Here is a 23,844-nt window from a genome sequence, read left to right on the forward strand (position 1 = left end):
GGGCGGCGCGGGGGAACGCGGCGGATCCTTGCGGCTCCCGTGCCAGCGCGCGACCCGCCGGGACGCCGGCAGAACCCTTCAACCTGGTGCACGATGCACCAGATAATGTGGTGCACTGCGCACCACTGCTGGTGTACGGTGCATCGGTGAATCGCCTCCTGCTCACCTGGTCGGACGCGGGCACGCTCGGGCCGGCGCCGGCGCACCACGGCCGCCGGGCGGAGGGCGATCGCGGGCCGGTGCTGCGGCTCCTCGACCAGGAGGAGAGCCGCTACGACGCGATCGTGATCCTCACCATCCCGGCCGGCGAGGCGCCGTCGCGGGCGCTCGTCGAGCGGGCGCGGGCGCGCGCCGCGCGGGTCGAGCTCCGCGTGGTCGACGTCGACGATCCGTCGGACCACGCGAAGCTCTTCCGCGCGCTCGGCAAGCTCTCGGCGCAGCTCAAGCGCGCCTTTCCGCAGGCGGCGTGGGCGACGGACGTCCTGCTCTCGGCGGGCACGCCGCAGGCGCAGACGCTCTGGGTCATCCTGGTGCAGGCGGGGATCCTGCCCGCGCGCATGCTCCAGGTGATCCCGGCGGCGTTCGTGCCGCACCCGCACCCGCGGCCGGTGCGCGAGGTCCGGCTGGACATCGAGGGCTTCCCCGAGATCCGCGCGCTGCGCGAGGAGGTCGTGCGCCTGCGGGCCGAGGCGCGCACCCGCGACGCCGTGCTCGTCGGCGAGAGCGAGCCGATGCGCGCCCTCCGCGCCCGGATCGCCCGGGTCGCCGCGACCGACGTGCCGGCGCTGATCGTCGGCGAGACGGGGACCGGCAAGGAGCTCGCGGCCAGGGCGATCCACGAGCACAGCCCGCGCGGCCGGGGCCCGTTCGTCGCGGAGAACTGCGGCGTCTTCGCCGAGGGGGTACTCGCGAGCGAGCTGTTCGGCCACGAGGCGGGCGCCTTCACCGGGGCCGCGGGGCGGCGGCGCGGCGTGTTCGAGCAGGCGCACGGCGGCACGCTGTTCCTCGACGAGATCGGCGAGCTCTCGCCGCGGGTGCAGGCCTCGCTGCTGCGCGTGCTGCAGGACGGGACGCTGCGCCGGGTGGGCGGCGAGGCCCGGATCGAGATCGACGTGCGCGTCGTGGCGGCCACGCACCGCGACCTGGCGAAGATGGTCGAGCAGGGGACGTTCCGCGAGGATCTCTACTACCGGCTCCGCGGCGCGATCATCGACGTTCCGCCGCTCCGCGCCCGCGGAGGGGATATCGAGATCCTGGTCGACGCGTTCCTCGACGAGGTGCGGGCGCGGCGCAAGGGGCGCGGGCTCGAGGTGACGCGCGAGGCGCTCCGGTGCCTGTACCAGCACGCCTGGCCCGGCAACGTGCGCGAGCTGCGCGCCGAGGTGCACCGGTGGGGGGTGTTCTGCGATGACACGGTCGACGTCGGCGATCTCGCGCCGGAGATCACCGCGGCGGCCGCGGGGCCGGCGGGCGGCGCGGGCAGCGTCGCGCGGGGGTCGGAGGGGGAGGCCGAGGGCGAGGAGGTCGCGCCGCTCGCGGAGGCCGTGGCGTCGGCCGAGCGCGCCGCGATCGGGCGCGCGCTCAAGGTGCATCGGGGCAACATCTCGCGCGCTTCGCGCGCGCTCGCCATCGACCGGAACACGCTCAAGCGCAAGATGGCGGCCTACGGCCTCCGCGGAGACGAGGCGGCCTGATCCGCCAGCGTGAGGCGCGGGAGCGCGGGCGGGCGGTGCTCAACATTGAACATGAAGGCGGGAAGGCGGGAAGAAAGATCGATGTTCTTCCCGCCTTCCCGCCTTCATGTGAACTCTCTCCGGGCAAATTCGAGCACTACCCGCGGTCGAGGGACGAGCATCCATCATGCCTCCGGATCGTGCCGCGCTCGGCGGCCCGGGCCGCCGAGCGCGGCGACGATCAGAACTCCGCGACGTCGAGCCTTCGCCCGTGCGTGCCCGGGCCCTCTCCGGTCCCGTTCGGGCTGCCCGGGGCCAACCCTTGCAGCTTTCCGGTGATGATGCGGCCGCGGATCGTGCCGAAGAGGACGAGCCGCACGTCATCGACCTCCGCGGGGTCGATCTCGGGGATCCGATAGGAGCCCTGGATCCGGGAGGGATGGATCACGTGGATGTACGCGACAGCGTCGCGACGCACGGCCCGGAGCGTGATCGGGAAAGAGTCGGCGAAGGCGCCGTCCGCCGTCGAGAAGCGCAACGGGACGTCGATCTCCAGCAACGGAGCGCCGCCGGGGCAGCCCGCCGCCCTGAGGTCTGCCGGGTCGTCGGGCGGCCCGTCGCCCCCCGTGGCGGACTCGACCGCTGACCTCGTGAAGCGGACGAAGCGCGCGGCGAGCGGCGCGCCCGCAGAGACCGTCACAATCGTGCTGCCGCCCTTCGCCCACGAGAGCGTGGCGGAGCGCGCGCCGGAGATGGAAGAGACCACGTCGTTGGCCGAGAAGCCGAGCCGGGAGGCGTCCTCCACGCCGATGCTCTCCGAGCGCGCCGTGCATGGCCCGACCACTCCGCTGCTCTGGCCGCCCAGCGCGCCTGAGCGGCTGTCCGTCGCGCTGCCGGCGCCGTCGGAGCCCCCGACGAGCGCAGCGCTCAACATCAGCGCACCCCGCCAAAAAAGCCGCAGTCCCCCGTGCATTCAAGAACCCCTCGCGCGGCGCATCTTGTGCTCCCCCGCGCGAGGCTGCCAGGTCACATTCGCGCATTCCATAGCGCAACTTGGCCAGTCGATGTGCGAATCTGCGATACGTCGACCGCGGCCGGTCGGGTCGAGGGGGAGCGGCCCCGGCAGGGCGCTCCGCGCGGGGCCCCCTGGCACGGCGCACGCCACGCGGCGCCGCGAGCGCGCCGGGGCCGCCCATCGCTGTGGACTCTCGACGGCCGCTCGTGCTCCCCTCTGGAGCCGCGGCGGCGGGTGGTGGCGTGGCACTCGCCCCCGCGGGAAGGCGGGCAGCCCGACGTGAGCGACCTCGACGAGCCATGAACTGGGAGCAGCTCTGCAAGCTCGGCCTCGCGCTGCCCGAGGTGGTGGAGGACGTCTGGTTCCGCACGCCCGCGCTCAAGGTTCGCGGCAAGGCGTTCGTGCGCCTCAAGGAGGACGGCCAGTCCGTCGTCTTCCTGCTCGAGAGCGTCGACGAGCAGGAATTCCTGATCGAGGCGCAGCCGGACCTCTACTTCATCACCGACCATTACCGCGGTTATCCGGCGGTCCTGGCGCGGCTCTCGGCGCTGCGCGCGCCCGAGTGCCGCATGCGGCTCGAGCGAGCGTGGCGCCTCAAGGCGCCGAAGACCCTGGTGAAGCAGCTCGACCAGCGCGCTCCCGCGAAGCCGGGGCGGCAGCGCCCCTGAGGGGCGCGCGCTCGGTGACGACCCGGCCGGCGGAGGTTGGAACGCCGCGAGGAGACCGCGGATAGCGGCCCACGCGCCGGCGATCCCGCAAATGATGGACAGCCGCGCTCCCTCGGCGCCGGCCGCCGAGCCGCGGAAGGCCGATGTCTACGCCGGTCGCACTCTCGATCGCGCGCGCCGGGTTCGCTCCTTGCTTCTCCCATCGAGCAGGACGGGAGGCACTGCGAATGCTGGCAGTCACATACCATGGGCCGAGATGCGTCCGTGTCGAGGAAAACCCGGAGCCTCGGATTCAACATCCGAACGACGTGGTCCTGCGTGTGAGTCGCGCCACGATCTGCGGCTCTGACCTGCATCTCTATCACGGCTACATCGCCGACACGCGCGTCGGCACCATCTTCGGCCATGAGTTCACCGGCGTCGTGGAGGAGGTCGGGCCATCCGTGCGGACCCTCCAGCGCGGCGACCGCGTCGTGGTGCCGTTCAACATCGCCTGCGGGACGTGCTTCTTCTGCCAGCGAGAGCGCACTTCCGCCTGCGAGAACACGAACCCGCTCACCACGATCACCGGCGGGATCTTCGGTTACTCGCACACCACGGGCGGCTACCAGGGCGGCCAGGCCGAGCGCGTCCGCGTCCCCTTCGCCGACGTCGGCCCCATGAAGATCCCCGACGACCTCTCGGACGAGGACGTGCTCTTCCTCTCGGATATCATCCCCACGGGGTACCAGGCGGCGGAGATGGGCGACATCACCCCCGCGGATACGGTGGCCGTCTTCGGCTGCGGGCCCGTCGGCCTCGTGGCCCAGCGGTGCGCCTGGCTCCTCGGCGCGCGCCGGGTCATCGCCATCGACTCGATCGGTTACCGCCTCGACTTCGCGCGCCGGTATAACCAGGCAGAGACGCTCGATTTCACCAAGGTCCCCGATGTCGTGTCCGTCCTCCGGGACATGACCGACGGCCGCGGGCCGGATGTCTGCATCGATGCGGTCGGCCTCGAGGCGAGCGGCTCGACGCTGCACGGCCTGCTGGGCAAGACGCTCATGCTCGAGGCCGGCTCGCCCGTCGCCCTCAACTGGGCGATCCAGTCGGTCCGCCGCGGCGGGAGGGTCTCCATCATCGGCGTCTACGGGCCGCCGTGGAACCTCGTGGACGTGGGCGCGGTCATGAACAAGGGCCTGACGATCAAGTCCGGGCAGTGCGACGTGAAGCGGTACATGCCCCACTTGGTCCAGCACATCCGCAAGGGGAACATCGACCCGAGGGCGCTCATCACCCACCGCGTCCCGCTGGAGGCGGCCGCGGAGATGTACCGCCTGTTCGCGGCGAGGACCGACGGGATCATCAAATGCGTGCTCATCCCGTCGGGCGCCAAATGAGCGCTGTCACCGAGGAGGAGGCGACCATGGAAGCCGAGTTCATGCGACCGAAGGAGCTGCCGTACTGGGGAGTCGATCTGTGCCCGGAGGACAGGCCCGGCGTCCCGAGGGAGGCGCCGCCGCACCTCCTCTCGTACGCGCACTGGATAGAGCCCGAGCGGCAGCCGATCGAGGGCCGGGTGCTCAGGCGCCCGGGGCTCGCCCGGCCGACGCCGGTGTTCAGCGCGGCCTTGCCGCCGAGAGGAGCGAGCGGCGCGCTTCGCCGCCTGGCCTACGAGGTCCCGGATCACAAGGTCCCGCACTGGATCTTGCTGGCGATCGCCGATCGGGTCGACATCCTCGAGAGCCTCCCGCTCCTGCTCAAGCGCGGGAGACGGGCCGCCAGGACGGGCTAAAGAACCCGCAAGAACGCCGTGAGGTCGGCCTTCTCCTGCGCGGTCAGCTTCGTGCCGAGGACGAGGTTGAAGAACTCGACGGTGTCCTCCAGCGTGAGCAGGCGCCCGTCGTGCAGGTACGGCGGGCTGTCCTTGATGCCGCGCAGCGGGAACGTCTTGATGGGGCCGTCGGCGGTGGCCATCCGGCCGTTGATGAGCTCGGGCTTGAAGAAGCGCTCTGCCCGCAGGTTGTGCATCAGGTTGTCGGTGTAGTACGGCGCCACGTGGCACGTCCCGCACCGGCCCTTGCCGTGGAAGACCTGCTCGCCGCGGAGCTCCTCCGGCGTGGCCTTCGCGGGGTCGAGGCGGCCGTCCACGCCGAGCTTGGGCGCCGGGGGGAAGTCGAGGATCTCCTGGAACTCGGACATCGCGTGGACCTGGTGCCCCCGGTCCAGGATGTTGATCCCCTTCTTGACGGCGATGACGATGTCGCCGTCGAAGTACGCCGCCCGCTGCTCGAACTCGGTGAAGTCCTCGACGGTCTTGAGCGCGCGCTGCGAGCCGAAGAGGCGCTGGATGTTCACCCCGCGCAAGGTGGGGGTGTCGACCCGGTGCCGGAACTCCTGCGGCCGCGTGTCGCCCACGAGGTGGAATGCGTTGTTCGTGTGCCCGTTCGCGTGGCAATCGAAGCACGCGACGCCGAGGCTCGCCTTCTCCGAGCGCCGGTCCGCGGTCGCGTTGAACTGCATCTGCGGGAACGGCGTGACGAGGAGCCGGAGCCCCTCGAGCTGCTTCGGCGTCAGGATGCCGTTGAAGAGCTCGTAGAAGTTGTCGATCGTGACGAGCTGCCCCTTGGAGACGTCGCCGAGGTCGGGCCGCGTGGTGAGGTAGATGGGCGCCGGGAACTCGGAGATGAGGTGATCCGGCAGGTCGAAATCGAGATCGAAGCGCGTGAGGTCGCGCCCCGTCTGGCGCTTCAGCTCGTCGATGTGGAACTTCGGGAAGACCATGCCGCCTTCCGGGTGGTTCGCGTGCGGCAGCGGCAGGAAGCCCCGCGGCCAGAGCCCCTGCTCCCGGATGGCGTCGGGCGAGAGCGCGGCCAGCGCTTCCCACGTCGTCCCCTTCGGGAGCTTCACGCGCACGCCGGCCTGGACGGGCTTTCCGCGCGACATGGTGACCCCCTGCGCGGCGCGGTTCGAGAGGTCGTACCGCTCCTCGAGCAGGGCCTGATGGCGCTTCGCCACCGCGGGCTTGTCAGCCTTCATGCGGGCGACCATGGCCGCGAACGGCTCCTTGTCCTCCACCGGCAGGTAGCTCGTGCGCGGCGTCTCGGGGCCGGGCGGAGGGTTCGCGTTCATGGGCGCGGGCGCGATCGTGCCGGCCGTCGCGGGGGGCGCGTCCCGCGGGCCGGTCGGGTCTTCGGGCCGCGCGCCCGGCGCCGAGCCGCAGTTCACGAGGCCGAGCGAGAGCGCCGCGGTGCACGCGACCAGGCACGAGATATCCATTCTCTTCACAGGCATAGAAGCGCTCCTTCGGAAGGAATACATCGACAGGGGACGACCGGCCGGGCGCCCCGCTCTCGGACGCCCCGAGCTTCCGTCTGGCTCACAGAGATGGCGACTCGCCAGGCCCGCAGGCCAGGCGCACGAGCAATTCCGCCCGCAGGCGACTCCTGTGCCAAGGCCGCGTCCGCCACGCGCGTGGCTCACGACCAGGAGCGGAGCGAGGCGTCGGGTGCGCGGATTGTCGCGCGCAGGAGCCTCGCAGGACGAGACATTTTGCCACATGGCGTGGCATGGTGGCTCGCTGACGTTGAGACGACCTGGACAGGGGGGCAGGTCCTGCGTGGAGGACGTCCCGATCAACCGCCGCGCGCGCGCCCGTCGGTCGCGATGCGCACGAAGGGATCTCGGACGTCGCGGGCGTTGAAGAAGAACACCCGATCCCAGCACGGCACGCGCTCGCGCTCCGACAGGGCGAACACCTCGCCTCGGGACAGGCTGCCGACGAGCTTCGCGCTCGACTGACCTCTCATGCTCCACCGGAACTCGTACGGGAGGAGGAGGTCGGGATCGCTGAACATGCCGCGTCGCGCGGTGAAGCTGCGCCGCGCGGCCTCCGAGAGATCCTGCGCGTGGCGCAGGTTCGGGGCGACGGTGTACGTCACCGCCAGGCCCTCCTCGAGGAGCTGCCGGTTGATGAGCCGACCTCCGGACAGCACATAGGCGAGCACGCGGCCGTACGCGTCGCACGGCTGCGCATCGGTCTGGATCTCGACCTCGGCGCCCTCGGGGAGCAGCTCGGCGAGCCGCGCCGCCGCCGCCTCGGCCCAAGGGCCCTGGGAGGCGCCGAGGAAGTGCGTCTCCGGCGTATCGATCGAGAGCATGCGGATCGGATGGTCCACGCCCCGCTCGTCGCGCACGTGGAGCGTGTCCCCATCCACCGTCCTGATCACCGCTGCGCGGAAGCTCGCGCCCGGCAGATCGGGCGCCCTGCGCAGCCGCCGCCGAGAGACAAGGGACACGTAGCCGATGAACCTCCGGATTCCCGGAAGCAGTCCTGTCATCGCCCCCTCCTAGGATGGATGGATTCCCAGAAACCAACGTTCGGCGTTCGCTCGGACGTTCGCCCGGCCCAGGCGGCCTGTTCCATCATGGTATGGACCGGGCCGAGGCCGGCTGAAAGAGCTCGCTAGCCCTGATCCGGGGGGCAGGAGGTGACCTGAAGCGCCGAGCGGCGGGAGGAGAGCAGAGAGAGAATCAACGCAAAGGCGCAAAGTAGCAAAGGCGCAAGAAGAAAAAAAAAGGTTATTATCGACTCTCTTCTTCTCTCTCCCTTGCGCCTTTGCGCCTTTGCGCCTTTGCGTCTTTGCGTTAAACTCTCCTCTTCTGTTCTTCTAAAGCTGCACCTGCCGCTCCCCTCCCGTCCCCGCAGCAGGCCTCCGCCCGGCGGCCCCTCCGCGCGCCGCCAGGCTCCGGGATGGGGCTACGCTTCCTGCGCGCTTTCCCGTTACGATGACCGACGCGATCGCTTCGGTAGATCGCGGCGGGGCATGGGACGTCTGCACGTGGCCCCGCGCTTGGCTCCGGGGGCGAGGGCCACCGCGGCGAGGAGGTCTCGGATGTCGTCGCATGATCAGAGGGAGCCGGCCGCGACGCCGGCAGAACATGGCGCGCCAGAGGCGAGCATCGAGCTGGCACGAAAGAGGCGCGGCCTGCGCTTCCGGCTCGCGGCCGGCGCGCTCGTGCTCGCCGCGAGCGTGACCGCGCTCGTCCTGACCCAGGAGAAGGCGCCCGTGAAGGCCAGCGCCATCGGCGCCCGCCTCGAGCTCTCCTCGGGGGAGGTCACGCTGGAGCAGGACGACCGCAAGTCGACGGTGGTGTCCGGCGTCCCCCTCCCGGTCGGGGCCGAGCTCGCGACCGGAAAGGGGGCGCGGGCGCTCGTGCGGCTCGCCGACGGCTCCGCGGTGTTCCTCCGCGCGGACTCGGAGGTGGCGCTCGGCGCCGAGGGGCTCTCGGTCGCCCAGGGCGAGGTGTGGCTCGACGCCCCGCCCGAGGGGCGCGGCGAGCTCTCGCACGCGCTCGGGGAGGTCCGGGTCACGGCGTCCGACGCCGGCCTGTCGATGAAGCGCGCCGGCGACGCCGTGAGCGTGTACGTGGCCCGCGGGCTCGCCGTGGTCACCGCCCCCGGCGGGCGCGTCGAGGTGCACGCCGGCGAACAGGCCACCGTCGCCGGCGGCGCCGCGCCCAAGGTCGCGCCGCTCGCCTACTGGGAGGACTGGACCGGCGGCATGGGCGACCACCGGCCCCTCGCGGGCGAGGGCAGCGGCTCCGGCCGGATCTACGGCGTCGACCTGCAGGGCGCCCCCGGGGCGCAGGCGCGCACGCTCGAGATCAGCCGGCAGGCCGTGCGCGCGGTCGTGCGCGACGGCATCGCCGAGACCGAGGTGGACCAGACCTTCTCGAACCCGGGCGGGCGACAGGTCGAGGGCTGGTACTGGTTCACCGTGCCCGAGCGCGCGCTCGTGAGCTCGTTCGCGGTCGAGACGAACGGCGTGCTCGTCGAGGGGGAGGTCATCGAGCGGAAGGAGGCGGCCCAGCGGTACCAGGCCGCGGTGCAGAGCGGCCATGAGCCGGCGCTGCTCGAGTGGGTCGACGGGCGCAGCTACCGCGCCCGCATCTTCCCGGTGCCCGCGAGCGGCTCGCGGCGCGTGGTGCTGCGCTACGTGGAGATGCTCGGCGCGCCGGCCGGGAAGCTCACCTACGTGTACCCGATGCGCTCGAGCGAGCCGGCCCAGATCGGCGAGTTCTCCCTGTCGGTCGACCTCGGCCAGGCGGGCCAGGGCATGCAGATCGCGACCCTCGCCGACGCGGTGATCGAGGACGGCGGGCGGCGGGTGAGCATGCGGCGGAGCGGCTACGAGCCGCGCGCGGACTTCCAGCTCGAGGCCGCCGTCAAGGCGAAGCCGGCGCCGCTGCGCGTGTCGCGCTTCGCCGCGGGCGAGGACCGCGCCGACTACGTGATGGCGCGGTACGTGCCCGACGTGGACTGGGCCGAGCTCAAGGAGCTCCCCGCCGACCTGGTCGTCGTGGTGGACACGTCGGCGTCGGCCGACGAGACGGCGCGGCAGCAGAAGGCGGCCGCGGCCGAGGCCATCCTGCGGGCGATGTCGCCGTCGGACCGGTTCGCGCTGATCGCGCTCGACTCGGCCCCCGCGGTCCTGCACCCGAAGGACGGGCTGGCCGACGCGTCGGACAAGGAGATCTCCGCGGCGCTCACGCGGCTGGCCGAGCACGCGACCGGGGGCGCGACCGACCTCGGCGCGCTGTTCGAGTCGGCGCTCGGGCGCGTGCACGGCAAGGAGCAGCCGGCCGTCATCTACATCGGCGACGGGCTCGCGACGAGCGGCGAGGTGACGGGCGCGCGCCTCGCCGATCGGCTGCGGCGCTCGCTCACGGACTCGCGCGCGCGCTTCTTCACCGTCGGCGTCGGCGAGAACGCGAACCACGCGCTCCTCCGCGAGCTCGCGCGCGCCGGGGGCGGACAGGCGTTCCGGATCGACGAGGTCGAGGGGTCGACGTCCGAGGTGCTGCGCCTCGCCGGCGCGATCAAGACGCCGACGATCACCGACCTCTCGATCGACCTCGGCGCCGGGCTCGACGAGCCGATGCTCACCGCGAGCGGCAAGGTGTCGCGCGGCGAGGAGGTCGTGCTGCTCGCGCGCACGCACCACGCGCTGCCCGCGAAGGCGGTCGTGAAGGGGCGGCTCGCCGGCAAGGAGTACGCCCGCGAGCACCCGATCGAGATCGACCGGGGCGTCGGGGCGGCGCTGGTGCCGCGCTTCTGGGCGGCCGAGAAGATGCGGCGGCTGCTCGCGGACGGCGACGACATCGAGGCGCACCGGGGCAAGGTGGTGGAGCTCGGGCTCGATTACGGGCTGATCACGCCGTTCACGAGCACGCTGGCGCTGGAGAGCGAGCAGGCGTACCTGAACCAGGGCATCCAGCGGCGGCGCTCGCCGCTCCGGGGCGAGCGGCTGACGGCGCTCACCCCCGAGCGGGAGCGCGAGCTCGCGGCGCTGCTCGCGCCGCCCGCCGCGGGGGTCGCCTTCGGGTGCGCGAGGAGCGCGCCGAGCGACGAGGAGAGCTCGGGGAAAGAGGGCGGCTACGCGCAGAAGGCGGCGCAGGCGCCGATGATGGCGCCGGCGCCGGCGATGGCAGAGGCCGCGGCGCGAGATGAAGCCCCGAGGGCGGACCTCGCCTCGCCCGCGGCTGCGCTGCCGGCCCCGCCCCCGGCGACCGCGGCGCACGCGGAGGAGGCGGCGCTGCCGCCCGAGCCCCTGGAGCAGGACGCCACGGCGAGACGCGCGACCTCCATCCGCGCGCGGCCCTCGTCCGCGGCGGCCCAGGCGGACAGCGAGCACGTGGCGTTCGGCATGGCCGGCGCGAACAAGTCGAGCGCCCCGCCGCGCGGCGGCGGCGGGCCGGTCGTCCCGGGCGCGGGCGCCGCGCCGCTGGGCGCCGCGGCCAGGCCGGCGCCGGCGATCGCGCCGAGGCCCCGTCCGATCGGGACGCCCACGCCCCCGCCGGTCGCGATGGCGCCGTGCAGCGACACCGCGCGGCGGCCGCTCGCCGAGCGCATCGTCGTCTGGTCGAAGCGCCTCGCCCGCGCCACGGCGGCCGAGCAGCTCATCGCGCGCTACGAGGGCGCGCTCTCGACCTGCGAGCTGCCGGACTGGCGCTCGAAGGCCGCGCTGCTCTCGCTCCTCCAGGCGAAGGTGTCGACCGAGGGCGGCGCCGAGGCGCTGCTCGCGCACTTCGGCGGCGAGCCCGAGGCGCAGCGGTTCATCGCGCACGCGCTCCTCCGGCGGAGCGTCGATCCCGCGATCTCCGCGGCGGTGCGGCGCACGCTCTTCGGGGGCGTCGATCCGAAGGCGAGCTGGGCGCTCCTCGACGAGCGGCTCGCCGCGCTGCCGGCAGTCGAGGACCGGCTCGCGCTGCTGCGGCAGGCGCTCACCGAGCGGCCGGACGATCCGGAGGGGGAGATCCGGCGGGTGCGCCTGCTCTCCGAGGCGGGCCGGAAGGACGAGGCGCTCGCCTACGGGCGGAGGCTGCGCGACCGCGGCTTCATGAGCCCGGCGCTGGCGATGGAGCTCGGCGACGTGCTCGCCGCGAGCGGCTTCGCGTCGGACGCGCTCCGGACCTACTCGGAGGTCGTCGAGTTCGATCCGACGAGCCCCGCGTCGCGCGAGCTGCTCGGCGACGTCTACCTCCGGCACGGCTGGTACGCGGCCGCGTACCGGCAGTACACGACCCTCACGGACCTCGCGCCGGCCGAGCCCCGGGGCTGGCTGCGGCTCGCCGCGGCGGCCGCGGGGAGCGGGCGCGTCGACGAGGCGCTCCGCATCCAGCGCAAGGTCGCCGCCGCGGAGGGCACGCCGGGGCCCGACGATCCGCGCGCGTGGGCGCGGCTCCTGTCGGCGGCGCGCATCGGTCGGCTGCTCGCCGGCGATGGCGCCGCGGCCCCCGCGGCGGGCGCCGAGGCCGAGAGCCTCGCCCGCAAGCTGAAGGAGCTGCAGCTCTTCAGCGGCCCGGGGGCGCTGCGCGTCGTGATCTGGGAGGACTACGCGGCGGAGCTCGCCCTCGCGGCCCGCGACGGCCAGGTGGACGCGGCGCTCGGCGACGGCCTCTTCGCGCCGGCGGTCGGGCTCGCGGCGGTGCAGCTGCCCGCCTCCGAGCTCGCGCGCCTCGAGTGGCGCGTGCGGTTCCGCAGCGATCCGCCGGGCAGGGACGTGCGCTTCGTGGTGACGACGATCGTGTGGGACGGGGCGTCGTTCCGGGTCGCGAGCGCGCCGGGGTCGATCGGCGCGCGGGATCGCGAGGTGGTGCTGGCGAGCGGCGCGCTGCCATGATCGACGTCTCGCTGCTCGGCTGGCTGCTCGTCACGCTGACCTCGCCGCTGTCGCTCGTCCTCTTGGTCGTCGCGCTCGGGTCGGTGGCCTACATCGGCGTGACCGCGCTCGCGGCCGCGCCCCCGCGGCGCGGGGCGCGCGCGATCGGCACGGGCGCGGCGGCCTGCGCGCTGGCGGCCGGGATGATCGGGCTGCGCGTGGGCTCGGGCGCGGGCGCGGCCGTGCCGACGGCCGCGGTGGGGATCGCCGCGGCGGCGGCGCTCGGGGCGACCGCGGCGTGCGCGTGGACGTTCGGCGCGGCCGGCGCGGCGGCGCTCGGGGCGGCGCGGGCCCGGCGGAGGGCCGCGGCGCTGCGGGCGGGCGACGAGCGGCGCCGGCTGCTCGCGGCGAGCCAGCGCGCCTACGTCGAGGGCGACGACCTCGCCGCCGAGACGGCGGCGGCCGACGCCGCCGTGGCGCGGCTGCGCGCCGCGGTCGGGGCGCTGGAGGACGCGCGCGCCGCGCTCGAGGCGAGGCGCGACGCGGCGCGCGGCGGCGACGGGGTCGAGCGCGGCGCAGAGGACGGGGACCCGGCGAAGGAGGCGAGCGCGCTCGCCGAGGACCTCGCGCGGGCGTGCGACGAGGCCGCGACGAGGGCGTCGATGGGCCGGCGGGTGCTCGCCGCCGCGGAGGCCGCGGCGCTGCGGATCGCGTGCAACGCGCCGCTCCGCCGGCTCCTGCGGCGGCGGCCGCGCGAGGCCATGCAGGCGCTCGCGACCCTGGGCGTGGGCGCGATCGCCCCGGCGGCGGCGTCGATCGAGGCGTTCCTGGGCGAGGTGCGGGCGGCGCGCGCCGAGGTCGCGGCGATCGCGGAGCGGCGCGCGACGGACGGCGGGGCCGGCCCGGGCGCGGCGGAGGGCCCGGCGTCCGCCGCGCTCGGCGAGCTCGCCGCGATGGAGTCCGCGTACGGGGCGCTGCTCGAGCGGCTGCGCCTGTCGGAGCTCCACGCCTCGACGCGCGCGTCGGTGGAGCAGGTCGAGAGCGCCGCGGGCGCGCTCTCCGCGGCGGCGAGGGCGGCGGCGGTCGACCCGGCGGCGCTCGGCGCGCTCGTGACGGAGATCGCGCGGGCCGAGTCGGCGGTCGCCGCCGCCGCGCCGGAGGCCGGGGGCTCGCGCGCGCTCGCCGAGGCGCTCGCCGAGGGCTCGCTGGCGCTCGATCGGAGCGACGCGACGTCGCTGTCGGAGCTCATCGCGGCGCTGCGCGAGCTCCGGTGACGGAACCGACGAACCGACGGGCGACCGCTCCTGGAATCGAACGACGGAGGACGCCTGCACGTAACGCGCTCCTCTCGCGGCGGACGCGGCTCGGGGAGCCTCGCGGAGGGCTGTTGCGTCGGGTAGATTCGCTCGTGGCTCAGGCGCTCCCCACCACCAGCTACGTCTTCGATGCAGCAGATCCGCGCGCGCCGACGAGCGAGCAGTGGTCCCGCATGACCCCGGCCGAGCGCGCCCGGGTCGTGGACATGCTCCCCGCCGACGTCCCGCTCGATCTCATGCCGCCCGAGGGCGACGCGCACCGCAAGGCCAAGCGCGACGCGCTGGACGCCCTCGACGGCTTCTTCCGCCGGATCGGCCGCAAGATCTACCTCTCGTCCGAGCTCGCCGTCTTCTACCCCGGCGAGCCGCGCTTCGCGCCCGACGTGCTCGCCGTGCTCGACGTGGAGCCCCACGAGCGCATGAAGTGGGTCGTCGACGTGGAGGGCAAGGGCCTCGACGTCGTGCTCGCGGTCCACGTGGCCGGCAATCGCGCCAAGGATCACGAGGACAACGTCGAGCGCTACGCCCGGCTCGGCGTCCGCGAGTACTTCCTCTTCGATCGCTCCCGCCTGCGCCTGCACGCCTACAGGCTGCCGGCGGCCCAGGAGGGCGACGCCTCCCGTCTGCGCGTGTACCAGCGGATCGTGCCCCAGGCTGGCCGGTTCGCCTCCGAGGTGCTCGGCCTCGATCTGCTGCTCGACGGCTCCCGTCTGCGCTTCTTTGCGGGCAACGCCCCCCTCGAGGATGCCGACGAGAGGATCGCGCGCCTCGGCGGCATGCTCGATCAGGTCATCGCTCGCCAGGAAGAAGCGCAACACCTGGCCGAGGAGCTCGCGGCCGAGCTCGACCGAGAGCGGCGCCTGCGCGAGGAGGCGGAGCGGCAGCTCGCGCAGGCGCGCGCGGAGATCGAGCGCCTCAAGGCTCACTGAGCGCGCTGCCGCCGCAGCTCGGCGGTGTTCAGCGCCTCGCCGCCGACGGCGGCGCCCCCGGAAGGCTAGCCGCCCTTCAGCTTCGCGGCCAGGAACTGCCGTACCTTCTCCCAGGCGTCCGCCGCGGCCTTCGTGTCGTACCGCTCTCCCGAGGGGTTCGCGAAGGCGTGGTCGGCGTCGTACCGGAGCACCTGGTGCTCGACGCCCGCGTCGTGGAGCGCCTTGTCGAACTCGTTGACGACCTCGGGCGGGATGCCCTTGTCCTTGTTGCCAAAGACGCCGAGCACCGGCGCCTTGATCGCCTTGAGCTGCGCGGGGTCGGTGACGAGCCGGCCGTAGTAGATGACGGCGGCGTCGAGCTCCGGCTCGTTCAGGGCGAGCTTGAGCGACCAGGCGCCGCCGAAGCACCACCCGATCGACCCGGTGCGCGGCGCCGAGACGCGCGCGTCGGTCGAGAGGAAACGGTGCGCGGCGCGCACGACCTCGAGGCCCTTCGCCTCGTCGACGGCCTTCATCGCCGCCATCGCGTCGTCGGGCGTGCTCGCGACCTTGCCGCCGTACATGTCCACGGCGAGGGCGGCGTACCCGTCCTCCGCGAGCCGATCGGTCCAGTGCTTGATGTGCTCGTTGAGGCCCCACCACTCGTGGATGACCACGAGGCCGGGGATCGGCGGCTTCGCGTCCTTCGGCAGGCTCAGGTACGCCTTCGTCCCGGCCACGTCGACCGTCTGCCCGCGCGCGGGCGGAGCCTTGTCCGACCGGAGCTGGTGGAGCGCCTTGAAGTCCTCCTCCGAGAGCAGCCCGGTCGGGCTGTCCGCGGCGCCGGAGGGCGCGGGCGCCGGGGCGGCGGCGCCGGGCGGCGGCTCGGCGGGAGGCGGGGGAGACGAGGCAGAGCAGGCGGTCGCCGCGAGCAGCGCGAGCGGCGCGGCGAGGCGGCGGAGGAGCGGGCGGAGCGTCATGGCCGCGCACCCTACCAGCTCGGGGAGGCGCGCCGGAAGCCTCGGCGCGGGGAGGCCGCGCCCGGCTACGTGGCGACGCGCAGGCGCAGCTGGCTCGACGCGACGCCCCGCCGGACGGCGGCCGCGAGGGTGTCCGGAGAGAACGGCTTGGCGACGAACGCATGGGCGCCGAGTCGGAAGGCGCGCTCGCGCTCGCGCGCCGACGACAGGGCGGAGACGACGACGAGGGCGACGTCGCGGTGGTGCCGGCTCTGCCGGATGAAGCGGATGAGCTCCAGCCCATCGATGTCCGGCAGGTTGATGTCGATGATCACGGCGTCGTACGCGCCGCGGTGCATCAGCCGGAGGGCCTCGAACCCGCTCGCCGTCTCCGCGACCTCCGCCGCCTGCCCGAGCTCGGGCGCCCGCTCGAGCGCGGCCCTCATGTGCGCTCGCATCGCGGCGGAGTCGTCGATGAGAAGGATGCGGATCATACGGGGCCTCTGCGGGGGGCTCTCGGGGCGCCTAGGTACAACAGAAACAGCAAAAGCAAAAGCGGTCGTCACTTTTCCGACACCCGGGGGCGTCCGGGCGCGCCCGCTGGCAGCCGTCATCCCGCCCTTCCCCGGCCTCCCACCCGCCGCGCGGGTCCGTCGGTCCGGATCGCTTCGCCTGATGACGCAACGCATCATCATGACCCGAACAGGAGGTGACTCCACCCATGCTCGTCGCGGATCGCGGGAGCTCCGCCGAGCCTCCGCGCTGCCCACCTGCTCGGGCCTCAGACACCGGCCCTCCCGGCGCCGCGCGACGCGACGCGCTGCGCCTCCTCGGGCCTGCTCGTCCACGCCGGCTGGGAGCCACGCCGGTCGTCTGCACCACGGATCGGTCCGGGAGGCGGCCTATCCGGCTCCTCCTCGAGCACCCGCGTGATCACACCCGCCCCCTCCGGGAATTCGTCTACGTCACACGGGAGAATCGGGTGCGCACCAGCGTATTGCATTTCTTCGCCACGGCTGCCGTGCCGCGCCTCGCGGGCTGCGGCGACGAAGACGCTGGCGGGGCAAGTGACGCCGGCGGCGGCCTCGGCGGGGCGGGCGGCGCCGACGCCTCCACGAGCTCCGGCGGCCCCTCGGCCACCGCCGACAGCGGCGGCGATGCGGCCGCCACCGCCACGCGCGGCGGCGGGACGACCACGGCATGCGCCAGCGCCGGCGGCAGCGAGCCTTCCTGCACCGATCCGGTCGTTCCCGAGGTCTCCTCCCTGCCCCCCATCGCGGAGCCCCCAGACCCGTTCACGTTCCTCGATGGCACACGAATGACCAGCGCAGCGGACTGGCGATGCCGCCGCGCGGAGCTCAGCCAGCTTATCCAACATTTCCAATACGGCTCCTATCCGCCGTCCCCCGAGAACGTCACAGGGACGCTGAACGGCGACAGGCTGACGGTGAAAGTCGAGTACGGAGGGAAATCGATCTCCTGCAATGCGACCGTCTCCCTCCCGGACGGCAGCGGCCCTTTCTCCGCGTCCATCGTCGTCTCCTCGCCGATGCCCGGACTGACGGCCTCGGCGGTCGACGACAAGGCATTCGGGTACATCTCGATTGACCCGAACGGGATCGCTGCGGACGCGAAGCCTCCGCGCAAGGGGAAGCTCTACGACCTCGATGGCAGCGACTCCACGACCGGCGCGCTGCTGGCGTGGGACTGGGCGGCTGGGTCACGGACGACCACAGCCATGATGTGATGACCACCCGCGAGGCGAGCGCGATCCTCGGCTTCGCAGAGAGATTCAACCTCGGAAAGGACGTGACAACGGAACAATGAGACGAGAGCGCCAGCCCGCCGACCTTCTCCTGGTCGGCGCCATCGACGAGACACACGCCGTCCCGGCCGGCAAGGACCGGGCAGCGCTCGACAGGCCGAGCCGATTGCCCGCGGGCGCTCGGCCCGATCCCGCCGGTCGCCCCTCGATTCGAATCGACCTCAGCACCAGTGCAAATTCAAATCTCGCGTCGCTCAAAAAGAAATAGTTCCAATTGACAACAAAATAGCGCAACGGTATTCCCATTGGCGGTCCAACGCATTGGGGACCGTGCTCCTCTGCGCGTCGCGCCAGCTCAACGAGAGCGGTTGACGGTCAGGACATAACTTAGGTCAAGGAGACTTCTGTATGAGCGAGAAAAAAGAACCCGCGGCTCGTGATCTGCTCGGCGGGGTCGTCGACCGGCGGCAGGTGCTCCTCAAGCTCGGCGCGTTCGCCATCACCGTGCCCGTGCTCGGCGCCTGCGGGGACGAGGGGTCTACCGGCTCGGAGACCGGAGGCGGCGGCGGCGCCGGCGGCTCCGGGGGCACCGGCGGGAGCGGCGCGAGCACCACCAGCGCGAGCACCACCAGCGCGAGCACCACCAGCGCGAGCACGAGCGTGGGCACCGGGGGCGCGGGCGGCGGAGGCGCGGGCGGCGAAGGCGCGGGCGTGGGAGGCATGGGCGGCGGCGGCGGCGGCGACAGCCTCATACCGCCGCCGTTCGACGACGTGCCGATGTGCAGGGCGCAGAACAAGACGGACGGCGCCGGACAGGGCCCCTTCTTCATTCACGAGCTCGAAAAGAACGACGACATCTCCCTGGTCCGACAGGACATCCGCGGTCGCTACAACGAGAGCGCAGCGCCCGGCGTGGAGATGCATCTCCACCTGCGCGTGCTCGACCTGAGCAAGCCCGACTGCGATGGCAAGGGCGTAGGCCTGCCGGACGTCGACGTCTACATCTGGCACACGGACGGACAGGGGTTCTACAGCGGCTTCGGGGCCAGGGGCTCTGCCAACGAGCAGAACCCCGACTCGCCGTACGCGGGCAGGCCGAATCAGAACAACCTCGACACCACGGAGCGCTTCTGTCGCGGCGTGCAAACGACGGACGCAAACGGTGTCGTCTCGTTCCGAAGCATCTTCCCCGGCTGGTACAACGGCCGCGATGTCCACATCCACTTCGTCTGCTTCAAGAAGGGCTCGATGTCGAGGGGCCGCGTCAATTACCAGGGTGGAGATCACATTTTCACGACGCAGTTCTACTTCGATCCCGCCTTCACCGACTCCGTTCATACGCAGTACGAGCCGTACAAGGCGCGCACCATGGGCAATCTGGCGAACGCGTACGCAGGCGCCATCAAGGCCGACGAGGCGGGCAACAGCGGCCTTCGTGCCAAGGCGCGGCTGGAAGGGGACATCGTGATCGCCCAGATGCAGATCGCCGTGAATCCGGCCTAGAGCGCGGCACGGCTGTTCTCGACGAGAACAAGACCGATGACCCCGCGCCTGGGCGCTCTCGCCCGATGTGGTGCGTGCGCCACGTGCCTCGCGCAAAATCTCCCCAGACGAGCGACGTGTCTTCGTGGGACCGAACGTGAGCCCCTTGTCGGAGAACAACGGCGGGAGGCGCCCCCGCGCCCTCTGAATCGGCTACGCGAGCGGCAAGCGCCGAGATCCCCCTCGCCTCCGCACCACCCGCGGAGGCGCCGGCCCGATGCCCACGAGCGCTCCCAAGCAGGTCACCGACTTACCGAAGGAGATTATCTTATGCGTGACAAAAAGAATACCGCGCCTCGTGATCGGCCTGGTGAGGTCGTCGACCGGTGGCAGGTCCTCATGAAGCTCGGGTCGCTCGCCATCACTTCGCCCGTGATCGTGTCGTGGGGCGACGAGGGGTCCAACGACACGGGCTTCGGCCGCGGAGGCACCCGCATGGGCCGCGCGAGCACCAGCAACGCGAGCGCCACCAGCGCGGGCATCGGGGGCGCCAGCGCCACCAGCGCGGGCGTCGGGGGCGCGAGCGCCACAAGCGCGGTCGCCGGAAGCGGCGGCGCGGGCGGCGGCGGCGTGGGCGAAGGGAGCGCCGACGCGATCGATCCCTCGATCTTCGCGAACGGCGCGAGGTGCGACCTGACCGCCACCGACATCGAGGCGCCGTTCTTCATCGACGACCGCGAGATCCCGAACGACATCAACCTGTTCCGCAGCGATCTCCGCGACGGTCACCGCGGCTGCGAGTTCCGGCTCTATCTCCGCCTGCTCGACGGCCGGAATGACGGCGAGCCGATCCCCGACGCCGAGGTGTACATCTGGCACTGCGACGCGGACGGCCGTTACAGCGGCTTCGACAGGCAGGATCCCTCCACGCCGTACACGGGAGCGCTCGAGCGCGCGCCGGAGCACCTGGACCGCTTCTGCCGCGGCGTCCAGCTCACCGACCGCAACGGGATCGTGGGATTCACGTCGATCTGGCCCGGGTGGGATGGGGAGCGCCCCGTCCACGTCCACCTGGTCGCTCGCATCAACGGCCAGACGACCCGGCTGATCACCACGCAGCTCTACTTCGATGCCGAGTTCAGCCGTCAGGTGGCTCAGGCCGAGCCGGCCTACGCGGGGCGCTCGACGAACATCCCCGCGTCCAGCCTCGACCCGCCCGGGGACAGCCCGGCCATGCCGAGGATGCAGTACACCCCCGGCCTGGTCACCGGCATTCTCGACATCGTCGTCGACCGCGCCTGAGCGCACGGGGCTCGGGACAGTCGCCGTCGCCCCCGAGACCGACTCGGGCTCTCCCTGGGTCTGCGCGGGAGACGCCCAGGCCCTGTGCGCCGAGCGTCTCGCGACATCCTGGAAACAAGGCAACCCTCCTGTTCGCCGCACGCGCGCGGCGCCGCGGGTGGTCGCGCGGGGCGGACAATCGCTCTCCCGGCTGGCAGACTGCGGTAAAGAGGTCCCATGAGCGAGACGGATCGGCTGGAGCCAGCGAGCATGGCGCGCGCGTTCCGCGAGGCGCGGCGCCGCGGGATGGATGTGGAGCCTGCGGTCCTGTTCCACGACCTCGGGCGCATGCGGGCGCGGATCGGGCGGATCGGCGCGGCGTTCCCGCCGGGCGCCCTCCACGCGGTGGCGATCAAGGCGAACCCGCTCGTGGAGGTCCTGCGCGCGGCGGTCGACTGCGGCGCGGGGCTCGAGGCGGCGTCGCTCGAGGAGGTGAGGCTCTCGCTCGCCGCCGGCTGCCCGCCCGGCCGCATCGTCTACGACTCCCCCGCCAAGACGCGCACGGAGATCGCGGAGGCCCTCCGCCTGGGCGTGCGGCTCAACGCCGACAGCCTCGACGAGCTGGAGCGGATCGACGCGCTCGTCCGGCCCGAGGGGGCGGCCGGCCGCATCGGGCTGCGCATCAACCCGCAGGTCGGGGCGTCCAGCATCGCCATCACCAGCGTGGCGGACCGGCGCTCCAAGTTCGGGGTCCCCCTCGAGCAGGCCGACGCCGTGCGCGCCGCCTTCGCGCGGTACCCGTGGCTCGCCGGGCTGCACGTGCACGTCGGCTCGCAGGGGTGCGCGCAGGCGCAGCTGATCGACGGGATCCGCCGCGTCGAGGCGCTGCGCCAGGAGATCCGGCGCGCGCACGGGTCGGGCGCCGCCTCCGTCATGGATATCGGCGGCGGGCTGCCGGTCGCCTACCGGAGCACGGACCGCCCGCCGGCGCTGGAGGACTACGCGGCCGCGCTGCGCCAAGAGGTGCCGACGCTCTTCGAGGGCGGGACCACGCTGATCACCGAGCTCGGGCGCTGGGTCCAGGCGGGCTGCGGCTTCGCCGTCTCGCGCGTGGAGTACGTGAAGAAGGACTCGGCCGGGCGCACCGCGGTCCTGCACCTCGGGGCCGATTTCTTGCTGCGGCGCGCCTATCACCCGGACGACTGGCACCATGACTTCGTGGCGCTCGACCCCGACGCCGCGCCGAAGGAGGGGCCGCTCTCGCCGTGCACCCTCGGGGGCCCGCTGTGCTTCGGCGGCGACGTGCTGGCCCGCGACCTCCCGCTGCCGGACCTGGCGCCCGGGGATCTCGTGCTCATCCGCGACACGGGCGCGTACACGCTGAGCATGTGGTCTCGCCACTGCAGCCGCGGCATTCCGGCGGTGCTCGGCGTCGACGGCAGCGACATCCGGGTCCTGCGCGAGCGCGAGCGGCCGGAGGACGTCGTCGCGTTCTGGAGCCGCGGCCGCGGCCAGCCATGAGCACGCTGCGGTGCGTTCACACGGCTGTTTCCACGCGAACCCAGCATGTGAGAGCCTAGTGCGCGAGCGCGGCGGAGTGGAGGAGCGGAGATGAGAGCGAGCGGTGCTTCCGGAGTCCTGGGGAGATGCGCGCGGGCGTGGCGGGTCACGCTCCTTGGCGCCCTGCTGTGCGTGCCCCCGCTCGCCGGCGCGGGCTGCGGCGACGACGAGCCGAGCGGCCCCAGCGATGCGTCCGGCAGCACCGGCAGCACCGGCAGCGCCACGGGGACCGGCTCGGGCGGCGGTGGTTCAGGGACCGGGGGCGCAACCGGCACCGGCGGGCAGGGCGGCGGCACCGGCGGGCAGGGCGGCGGCACCGGCGGACAGGGCGGCGGCACTGGTGGCGGCGGCGCAGGCGGCACCGGCGGCGGCGGCGCAGGCGGCACCGGCGGCGGCGACACCGTGAGCGTGCAGGTCCTCGCCTTCAACGACTTCCACGGCAACCTGGAGCACCCCACGGGCAACAGCGGCAGGATCACCTTGCCCGATACAACGCAGGTGAACGCGGGCGGCGTCGCCTACTTCGCCTCGCGCGTCGCCGCGCTCCGCGCCACCAACCCGAACACCGTGGTGGTCTCGGCCGGCGATCTCATCGGCGCGAGCCCGCTCGTGTCGGCGCTGTTCCACGACGAGCCCACCATCGAGGCCATGAACCTCCTCGGGCTCGACATCAACGGCGTCGGCAACCACGAGTTCGACAAGGGCACCGCGGAGCTCCTCCGGATGCAGTACGGCGGGTGCAGCCCGGTCGACGGCTGCGCCGACGGCACGTTCTTCGCCGGCGCGAGCTTCAAGTTCCTCGCCGCCAACGTCGTCGTGGACACGACGACCGGCAGGACGCTCTTCCCGCGCTACGACGTCCGCGAGTTCGACGGCGTGAAGATCGCCTTCATCGGCATGACGCTCGAGGGCACCCCATCGATCGTGACGCCGGTCGGCGTCGCGGGGCTCTCGTTCATGGACGAGGTCGACACGGTGAACGACATCGTCCCGGAGCTCCAGGCGCAGGGCATCGAGGCGATCGTCGTGGTGCTCCACGAGGGAGGGCTCCCGACAGGCCACTTCAACGAGTGCCCCGACATCTCCGGCCCGATCATCGAGATCGCCACGAACGTCGACCCCGCCGTGGATGTGATCGTCACCGGGCACACGCACCAGGCGTACAACTGCCTCCTCGGCGACAAGATCGTGACGAGCGCGGCGTCGTTCGGGCGGCTGGTGACGGACATCGATCTGGAGATCAGCAGGACCACGGGCGAGGTGACCGCGAAGACGGCGAACAACGTCGTCGTGACGCACGACGCGTACGACGAGGACGTGCAGGCCCTGGTGAGGCGCTACAAGGACCTCTCGGCGCCGCTGGCCAACGTCCAGGTCGGCACGATCGCGGCGACGCTCGACCGCGCGGTCCCTGCCATGGGCGCGGGGCTGTTCGCGATGGGCGCGGTCATCGCCGACGCCCAGCTCGCCGCCACGCGCGAGGCGAGCAAAGGCGGGGCCGAGGTCGCGCTGATGAACCCGGGCGGCGTCCGCTCCGACCTGACCTACGCGGCCTCGTCGACCGAGCTCACGGACGGGGTGGTCACGTTCGGCGAGATCTTCACCGTGCAGCCCTTCGGCAACAGCCTCGTCGTGATGACCCTCACGGGCGAGCAGATCGACCAGCTGCTGGAGCAGCAGTTCCGGGTGGACGCGACCGGCGCGCCGCGGAGCCTGATCCTGCAGGTGTCGGACGGCTTCACGTACACGTACAGCCAGAGCGCGCCCATCGGCTCGAAGGTCGACTTTGCCTCGATCCGGATCAACGGCGTCCCGATCGAGGCGGCGCGGACCTACCGCGTGACGGTGAACAGCTTCCTGGCCACCGGCGGCGACGGCTTCACCGTGCTCAACGACGGCGCCGATCGCCTCGGCGGCGCCCTCGATCTGGACGCCCTGCGGGACTACTTCGCGGCGCGCTCGCCCATCGCGCCGCCCGCGCTCGACCGGATCACGGTCGTGCCCTGAGCGGGAGCCTCGCCGCCGACGAGCGGGTCGTTCGCCAGCGGCGAGACACGAGAAGAGAAGAGAGGAT

At 72.7% G+C, this 23,844-nt stretch carries 17 protein-coding genes; 12 read left to right on the top strand and 5 right to left on the bottom strand.

Features of this window, described 5'->3' with window-relative positions; all coding sequences use genetic code 11:
- Positions 1 to 146: 146 nt before the first annotated feature.
- Complete coding sequence (locus WME83_RS41020; protein WP_437315151.1) at positions 147 to 1,694, top strand: sigma-54 interaction domain-containing protein; 1,548 nt, start codon at positions 147 to 149, stop codon at positions 1,692 to 1,694.
- A 220-nt stretch (positions 1,695 to 1,914) separates the two neighbouring features.
- Here the strand turns inward: WME83_RS41020 and WME83_RS41025 are convergent, their stop codons facing one another.
- Positions 1,915 to 2,607: a hypothetical protein gene (locus tag WME83_RS41025; RefSeq protein ID WP_437315152.1), complete on the bottom strand. Its 693-nt coding sequence runs from the start codon at positions 2,605 to 2,607 to the stop codon at positions 1,915 to 1,917.
- Positions 2,608 to 2,987: 380 nt separating this feature from the next.
- Here WME83_RS41025 and WME83_RS41030 point away from each other — a divergent pair, with 380 nt between their 5' ends.
- The 3 genes from WME83_RS41030 to WME83_RS41040 all read left to right on the top strand — a co-directional run bounded on the left by WME83_RS41030 (position 2,988) and on the right by WME83_RS41040 (position 5,130).
- Positions 2,988 to 3,356 (top strand): MmcQ/YjbR family DNA-binding protein, encoded by a 369-nt coding sequence (locus WME83_RS41030; protein ID WP_437315153.1) that lies wholly within the window; start codon positions 2,988 to 2,990, stop codon positions 3,354 to 3,356.
- Between the two features lie 227 nt (positions 3,357 to 3,583).
- Positions 3,584 to 4,735 (top strand): zinc-dependent alcohol dehydrogenase, encoded by a 1,152-nt coding sequence (locus tag WME83_RS41035; RefSeq protein ID WP_437315154.1) that lies wholly within the window; start codon positions 3,584 to 3,586, stop codon positions 4,733 to 4,735.
- Between the two features lie 26 nt (positions 4,736 to 4,761).
- Complete coding sequence (locus WME83_RS41040) at positions 4,762 to 5,130, top strand: hypothetical protein (RefSeq protein WP_437315155.1); 369 nt, start codon at positions 4,762 to 4,764, stop codon at positions 5,128 to 5,130.
- On the opposite strand, the gene WME83_RS41045 is transcribed toward WME83_RS41040, so the two are convergent.
- On the bottom strand, positions 5,127 to 6,467 hold the full coding sequence (locus tag WME83_RS41045) for a cytochrome B6 (protein ID WP_437322103.1): 1,341 nt from the start codon (positions 6,465 to 6,467) through the stop codon (positions 5,127 to 5,129). The two genes, WME83_RS41040 and WME83_RS41045, sit on opposite strands and share 4 nt — an antisense overlap.
- A 503-nt stretch (positions 6,468 to 6,970) precedes the next feature.
- Positions 6,971 to 7,675 carry a thermonuclease family protein gene (locus tag WME83_RS41050; RefSeq protein ID WP_437315156.1) on the bottom strand — a complete coding sequence of 235 codons (705 nt, stop codon included), beginning with the start codon at positions 7,673 to 7,675 and terminating at the stop codon, positions 6,971 to 6,973.
- Between the two features lie 555 nt (positions 7,676 to 8,230).
- On the opposite strand from WME83_RS41050, the gene WME83_RS41055 reads away from it, so the two are divergent.
- From WME83_RS41055 to WME83_RS41065, 3 genes are all read left to right on the top strand, one after another.
- Positions 8,231 to 12,520: a VIT domain-containing protein gene (locus WME83_RS41055; RefSeq protein ID WP_437315157.1), complete on the top strand. Its 4,290-nt coding sequence runs from the start codon at positions 8,231 to 8,233 to the stop codon at positions 12,518 to 12,520.
- Positions 12,517 to 13,773 carry a hypothetical protein gene (locus WME83_RS41060; RefSeq protein ID WP_437315158.1) on the top strand — a complete coding sequence of 419 codons (1,257 nt, stop codon included), beginning with the start codon at positions 12,517 to 12,519 and terminating at the stop codon, positions 13,771 to 13,773. Before WME83_RS41055 ends, WME83_RS41060 begins: the two co-directional genes overlap by 4 nt.
- 134 nt (positions 13,774 to 13,907) lie before the next feature.
- Positions 13,908 to 14,744, top strand: a complete 837-nt coding sequence (locus WME83_RS41065) for a Uma2 family endonuclease (RefSeq protein ID WP_437315159.1) — start codon at positions 13,908 to 13,910, stop codon at positions 14,742 to 14,744.
- A 65-nt stretch (positions 14,745 to 14,809) separates the two neighbouring features.
- On the opposite strand, the gene WME83_RS41070 is transcribed toward WME83_RS41065, so the two are convergent.
- Positions 14,810 to 15,703 (bottom strand): dienelactone hydrolase family protein, encoded by an 894-nt coding sequence (locus WME83_RS41070; RefSeq protein WP_437315160.1) that lies wholly within the window; start codon positions 15,701 to 15,703, stop codon positions 14,810 to 14,812.
- 65 nt (positions 15,704 to 15,768) lie between these two features.
- Positions 15,769 to 16,176 (bottom strand): response regulator, encoded by a 408-nt coding sequence (locus tag WME83_RS41075; RefSeq protein ID WP_061627803.1) that lies wholly within the window; start codon positions 16,174 to 16,176, stop codon positions 15,769 to 15,771.
- A 488-nt stretch (positions 16,177 to 16,664) separates the two neighbouring features.
- On the opposite strand from WME83_RS41075, the gene WME83_RS41080 reads away from it, so the two are divergent.
- The 5 genes from WME83_RS41080 (at position 16,665) to WME83_RS41100 (ending at position 23,777) form a co-directional block, all read left to right on the top strand.
- Positions 16,665 to 17,429, top strand: coding sequence for a glucuronyl esterase domain-containing protein (locus tag WME83_RS41080; RefSeq protein WP_437315161.1), 765 nt, complete (start codon positions 16,665 to 16,667; stop codon positions 17,427 to 17,429).
- A 426-nt stretch (positions 17,430 to 17,855) separates the two neighbouring features.
- Entirely contained in the window at positions 17,856 to 18,950 is a 1,095-nt protein-coding gene (locus tag WME83_RS41085) for a hypothetical protein (protein WP_437315162.1), read from the top strand.
- Between the two features lie 309 nt (positions 18,951 to 19,259).
- Positions 19,260 to 20,231 (top strand): protocatechuate 3,4-dioxygenase, encoded by a 972-nt coding sequence (locus tag WME83_RS41090; RefSeq protein ID WP_437315163.1) that lies wholly within the window; start codon positions 19,260 to 19,262, stop codon positions 20,229 to 20,231.
- A gap of 216 nt (positions 20,232 to 20,447) precedes the next feature.
- Positions 20,448 to 21,731, top strand: coding sequence for a diaminopimelate decarboxylase (locus WME83_RS41095; RefSeq protein WP_437315164.1), 1,284 nt, complete (start codon positions 20,448 to 20,450; stop codon positions 21,729 to 21,731).
- Positions 21,732 to 21,821: 90 nt separating this feature from the next.
- Positions 21,822 to 23,777, top strand: a complete 1,956-nt coding sequence (locus WME83_RS41100) for a bifunctional metallophosphatase/5'-nucleotidase (protein WP_437315165.1) — start codon at positions 21,822 to 21,824, stop codon at positions 23,775 to 23,777.
- Positions 23,778 to 23,844 lie beyond the last annotated feature (67 nt).

The sequence above is a fragment of the Sorangium sp. So ce385 genome (assembly GCF_051474135.1).
In the GTDB taxonomy this organism is placed as follows: Bacteria; Myxococcota_A; Polyangia; order Polyangiales; family Polyangiaceae; genus Sorangium; species Sorangium cellulosum_D.

Bases quoted from the DNA above. Each gene is read 5' to 3' on its own strand.
- WME83_RS41025 (WP_437315152.1), bottom strand. From the start codon at position 2,607: ATGTTGAGCGCTGCGCTCGTCGGGGGCTCCGACGGCGCCGGCAGCGCG.
- WME83_RS41030 (WP_437315153.1), top strand. From the start codon at position 2,988: ATGAACTGGGAGCAGCTCTGCAAGCTCGGCCTCGCGCTGCCCGAGGTG.
- WME83_RS41035 (WP_437315154.1), top strand. From the start codon at position 3,584: ATGCTGGCAGTCACATACCATGGGCCGAGATGCGTCCGTGTCGAGGAA.
- WME83_RS41040 (WP_437315155.1), top strand. From the start codon at position 4,762: ATGGAAGCCGAGTTCATGCGACCGAAGGAGCTGCCGTACTGGGGAGTC.
- WME83_RS41045 (WP_437322103.1), bottom strand. From the start codon at position 6,467: ATGAACGCGAACCCTCCGCCCGGCCCCGAGACGCCGCGCACGAGCTAC.
- WME83_RS41050 (WP_437315156.1), bottom strand. From the start codon at position 7,675: ATGACAGGACTGCTTCCGGGAATCCGGAGGTTCATCGGCTACGTGTCC.
- WME83_RS41055 (WP_437315157.1), top strand. From the start codon at position 8,231: ATGTCGTCGCATGATCAGAGGGAGCCGGCCGCGACGCCGGCAGAACAT.
- WME83_RS41060 (WP_437315158.1), top strand. From the start codon at position 12,517: ATGATCGACGTCTCGCTGCTCGGCTGGCTGCTCGTCACGCTGACCTCG.
- WME83_RS41070 (WP_437315160.1), bottom strand. From the start codon at position 15,703: ATGACGCTCCGCCCGCTCCTCCGCCGCCTCGCCGCGCCGCTCGCGCTG.
- WME83_RS41075 (WP_061627803.1), bottom strand. From the start codon at position 16,176: ATGATCCGCATCCTTCTCATCGACGACTCCGCCGCGATGCGAGCGCAC.
- WME83_RS41085 (WP_437315162.1), top strand. From the start codon at position 17,856: ATGAGCGAGAAAAAAGAACCCGCGGCTCGTGATCTGCTCGGCGGGGTC.
- WME83_RS41090 (WP_437315163.1), top strand. From the start codon at position 19,260: ATGCGTGACAAAAAGAATACCGCGCCTCGTGATCGGCCTGGTGAGGTC.
- WME83_RS41095 (WP_437315164.1), top strand. From the start codon at position 20,448: ATGAGCGAGACGGATCGGCTGGAGCCAGCGAGCATGGCGCGCGCGTTC.
- WME83_RS41100 (WP_437315165.1), top strand. From the start codon at position 21,822: ATGAGAGCGAGCGGTGCTTCCGGAGTCCTGGGGAGATGCGCGCGGGCG.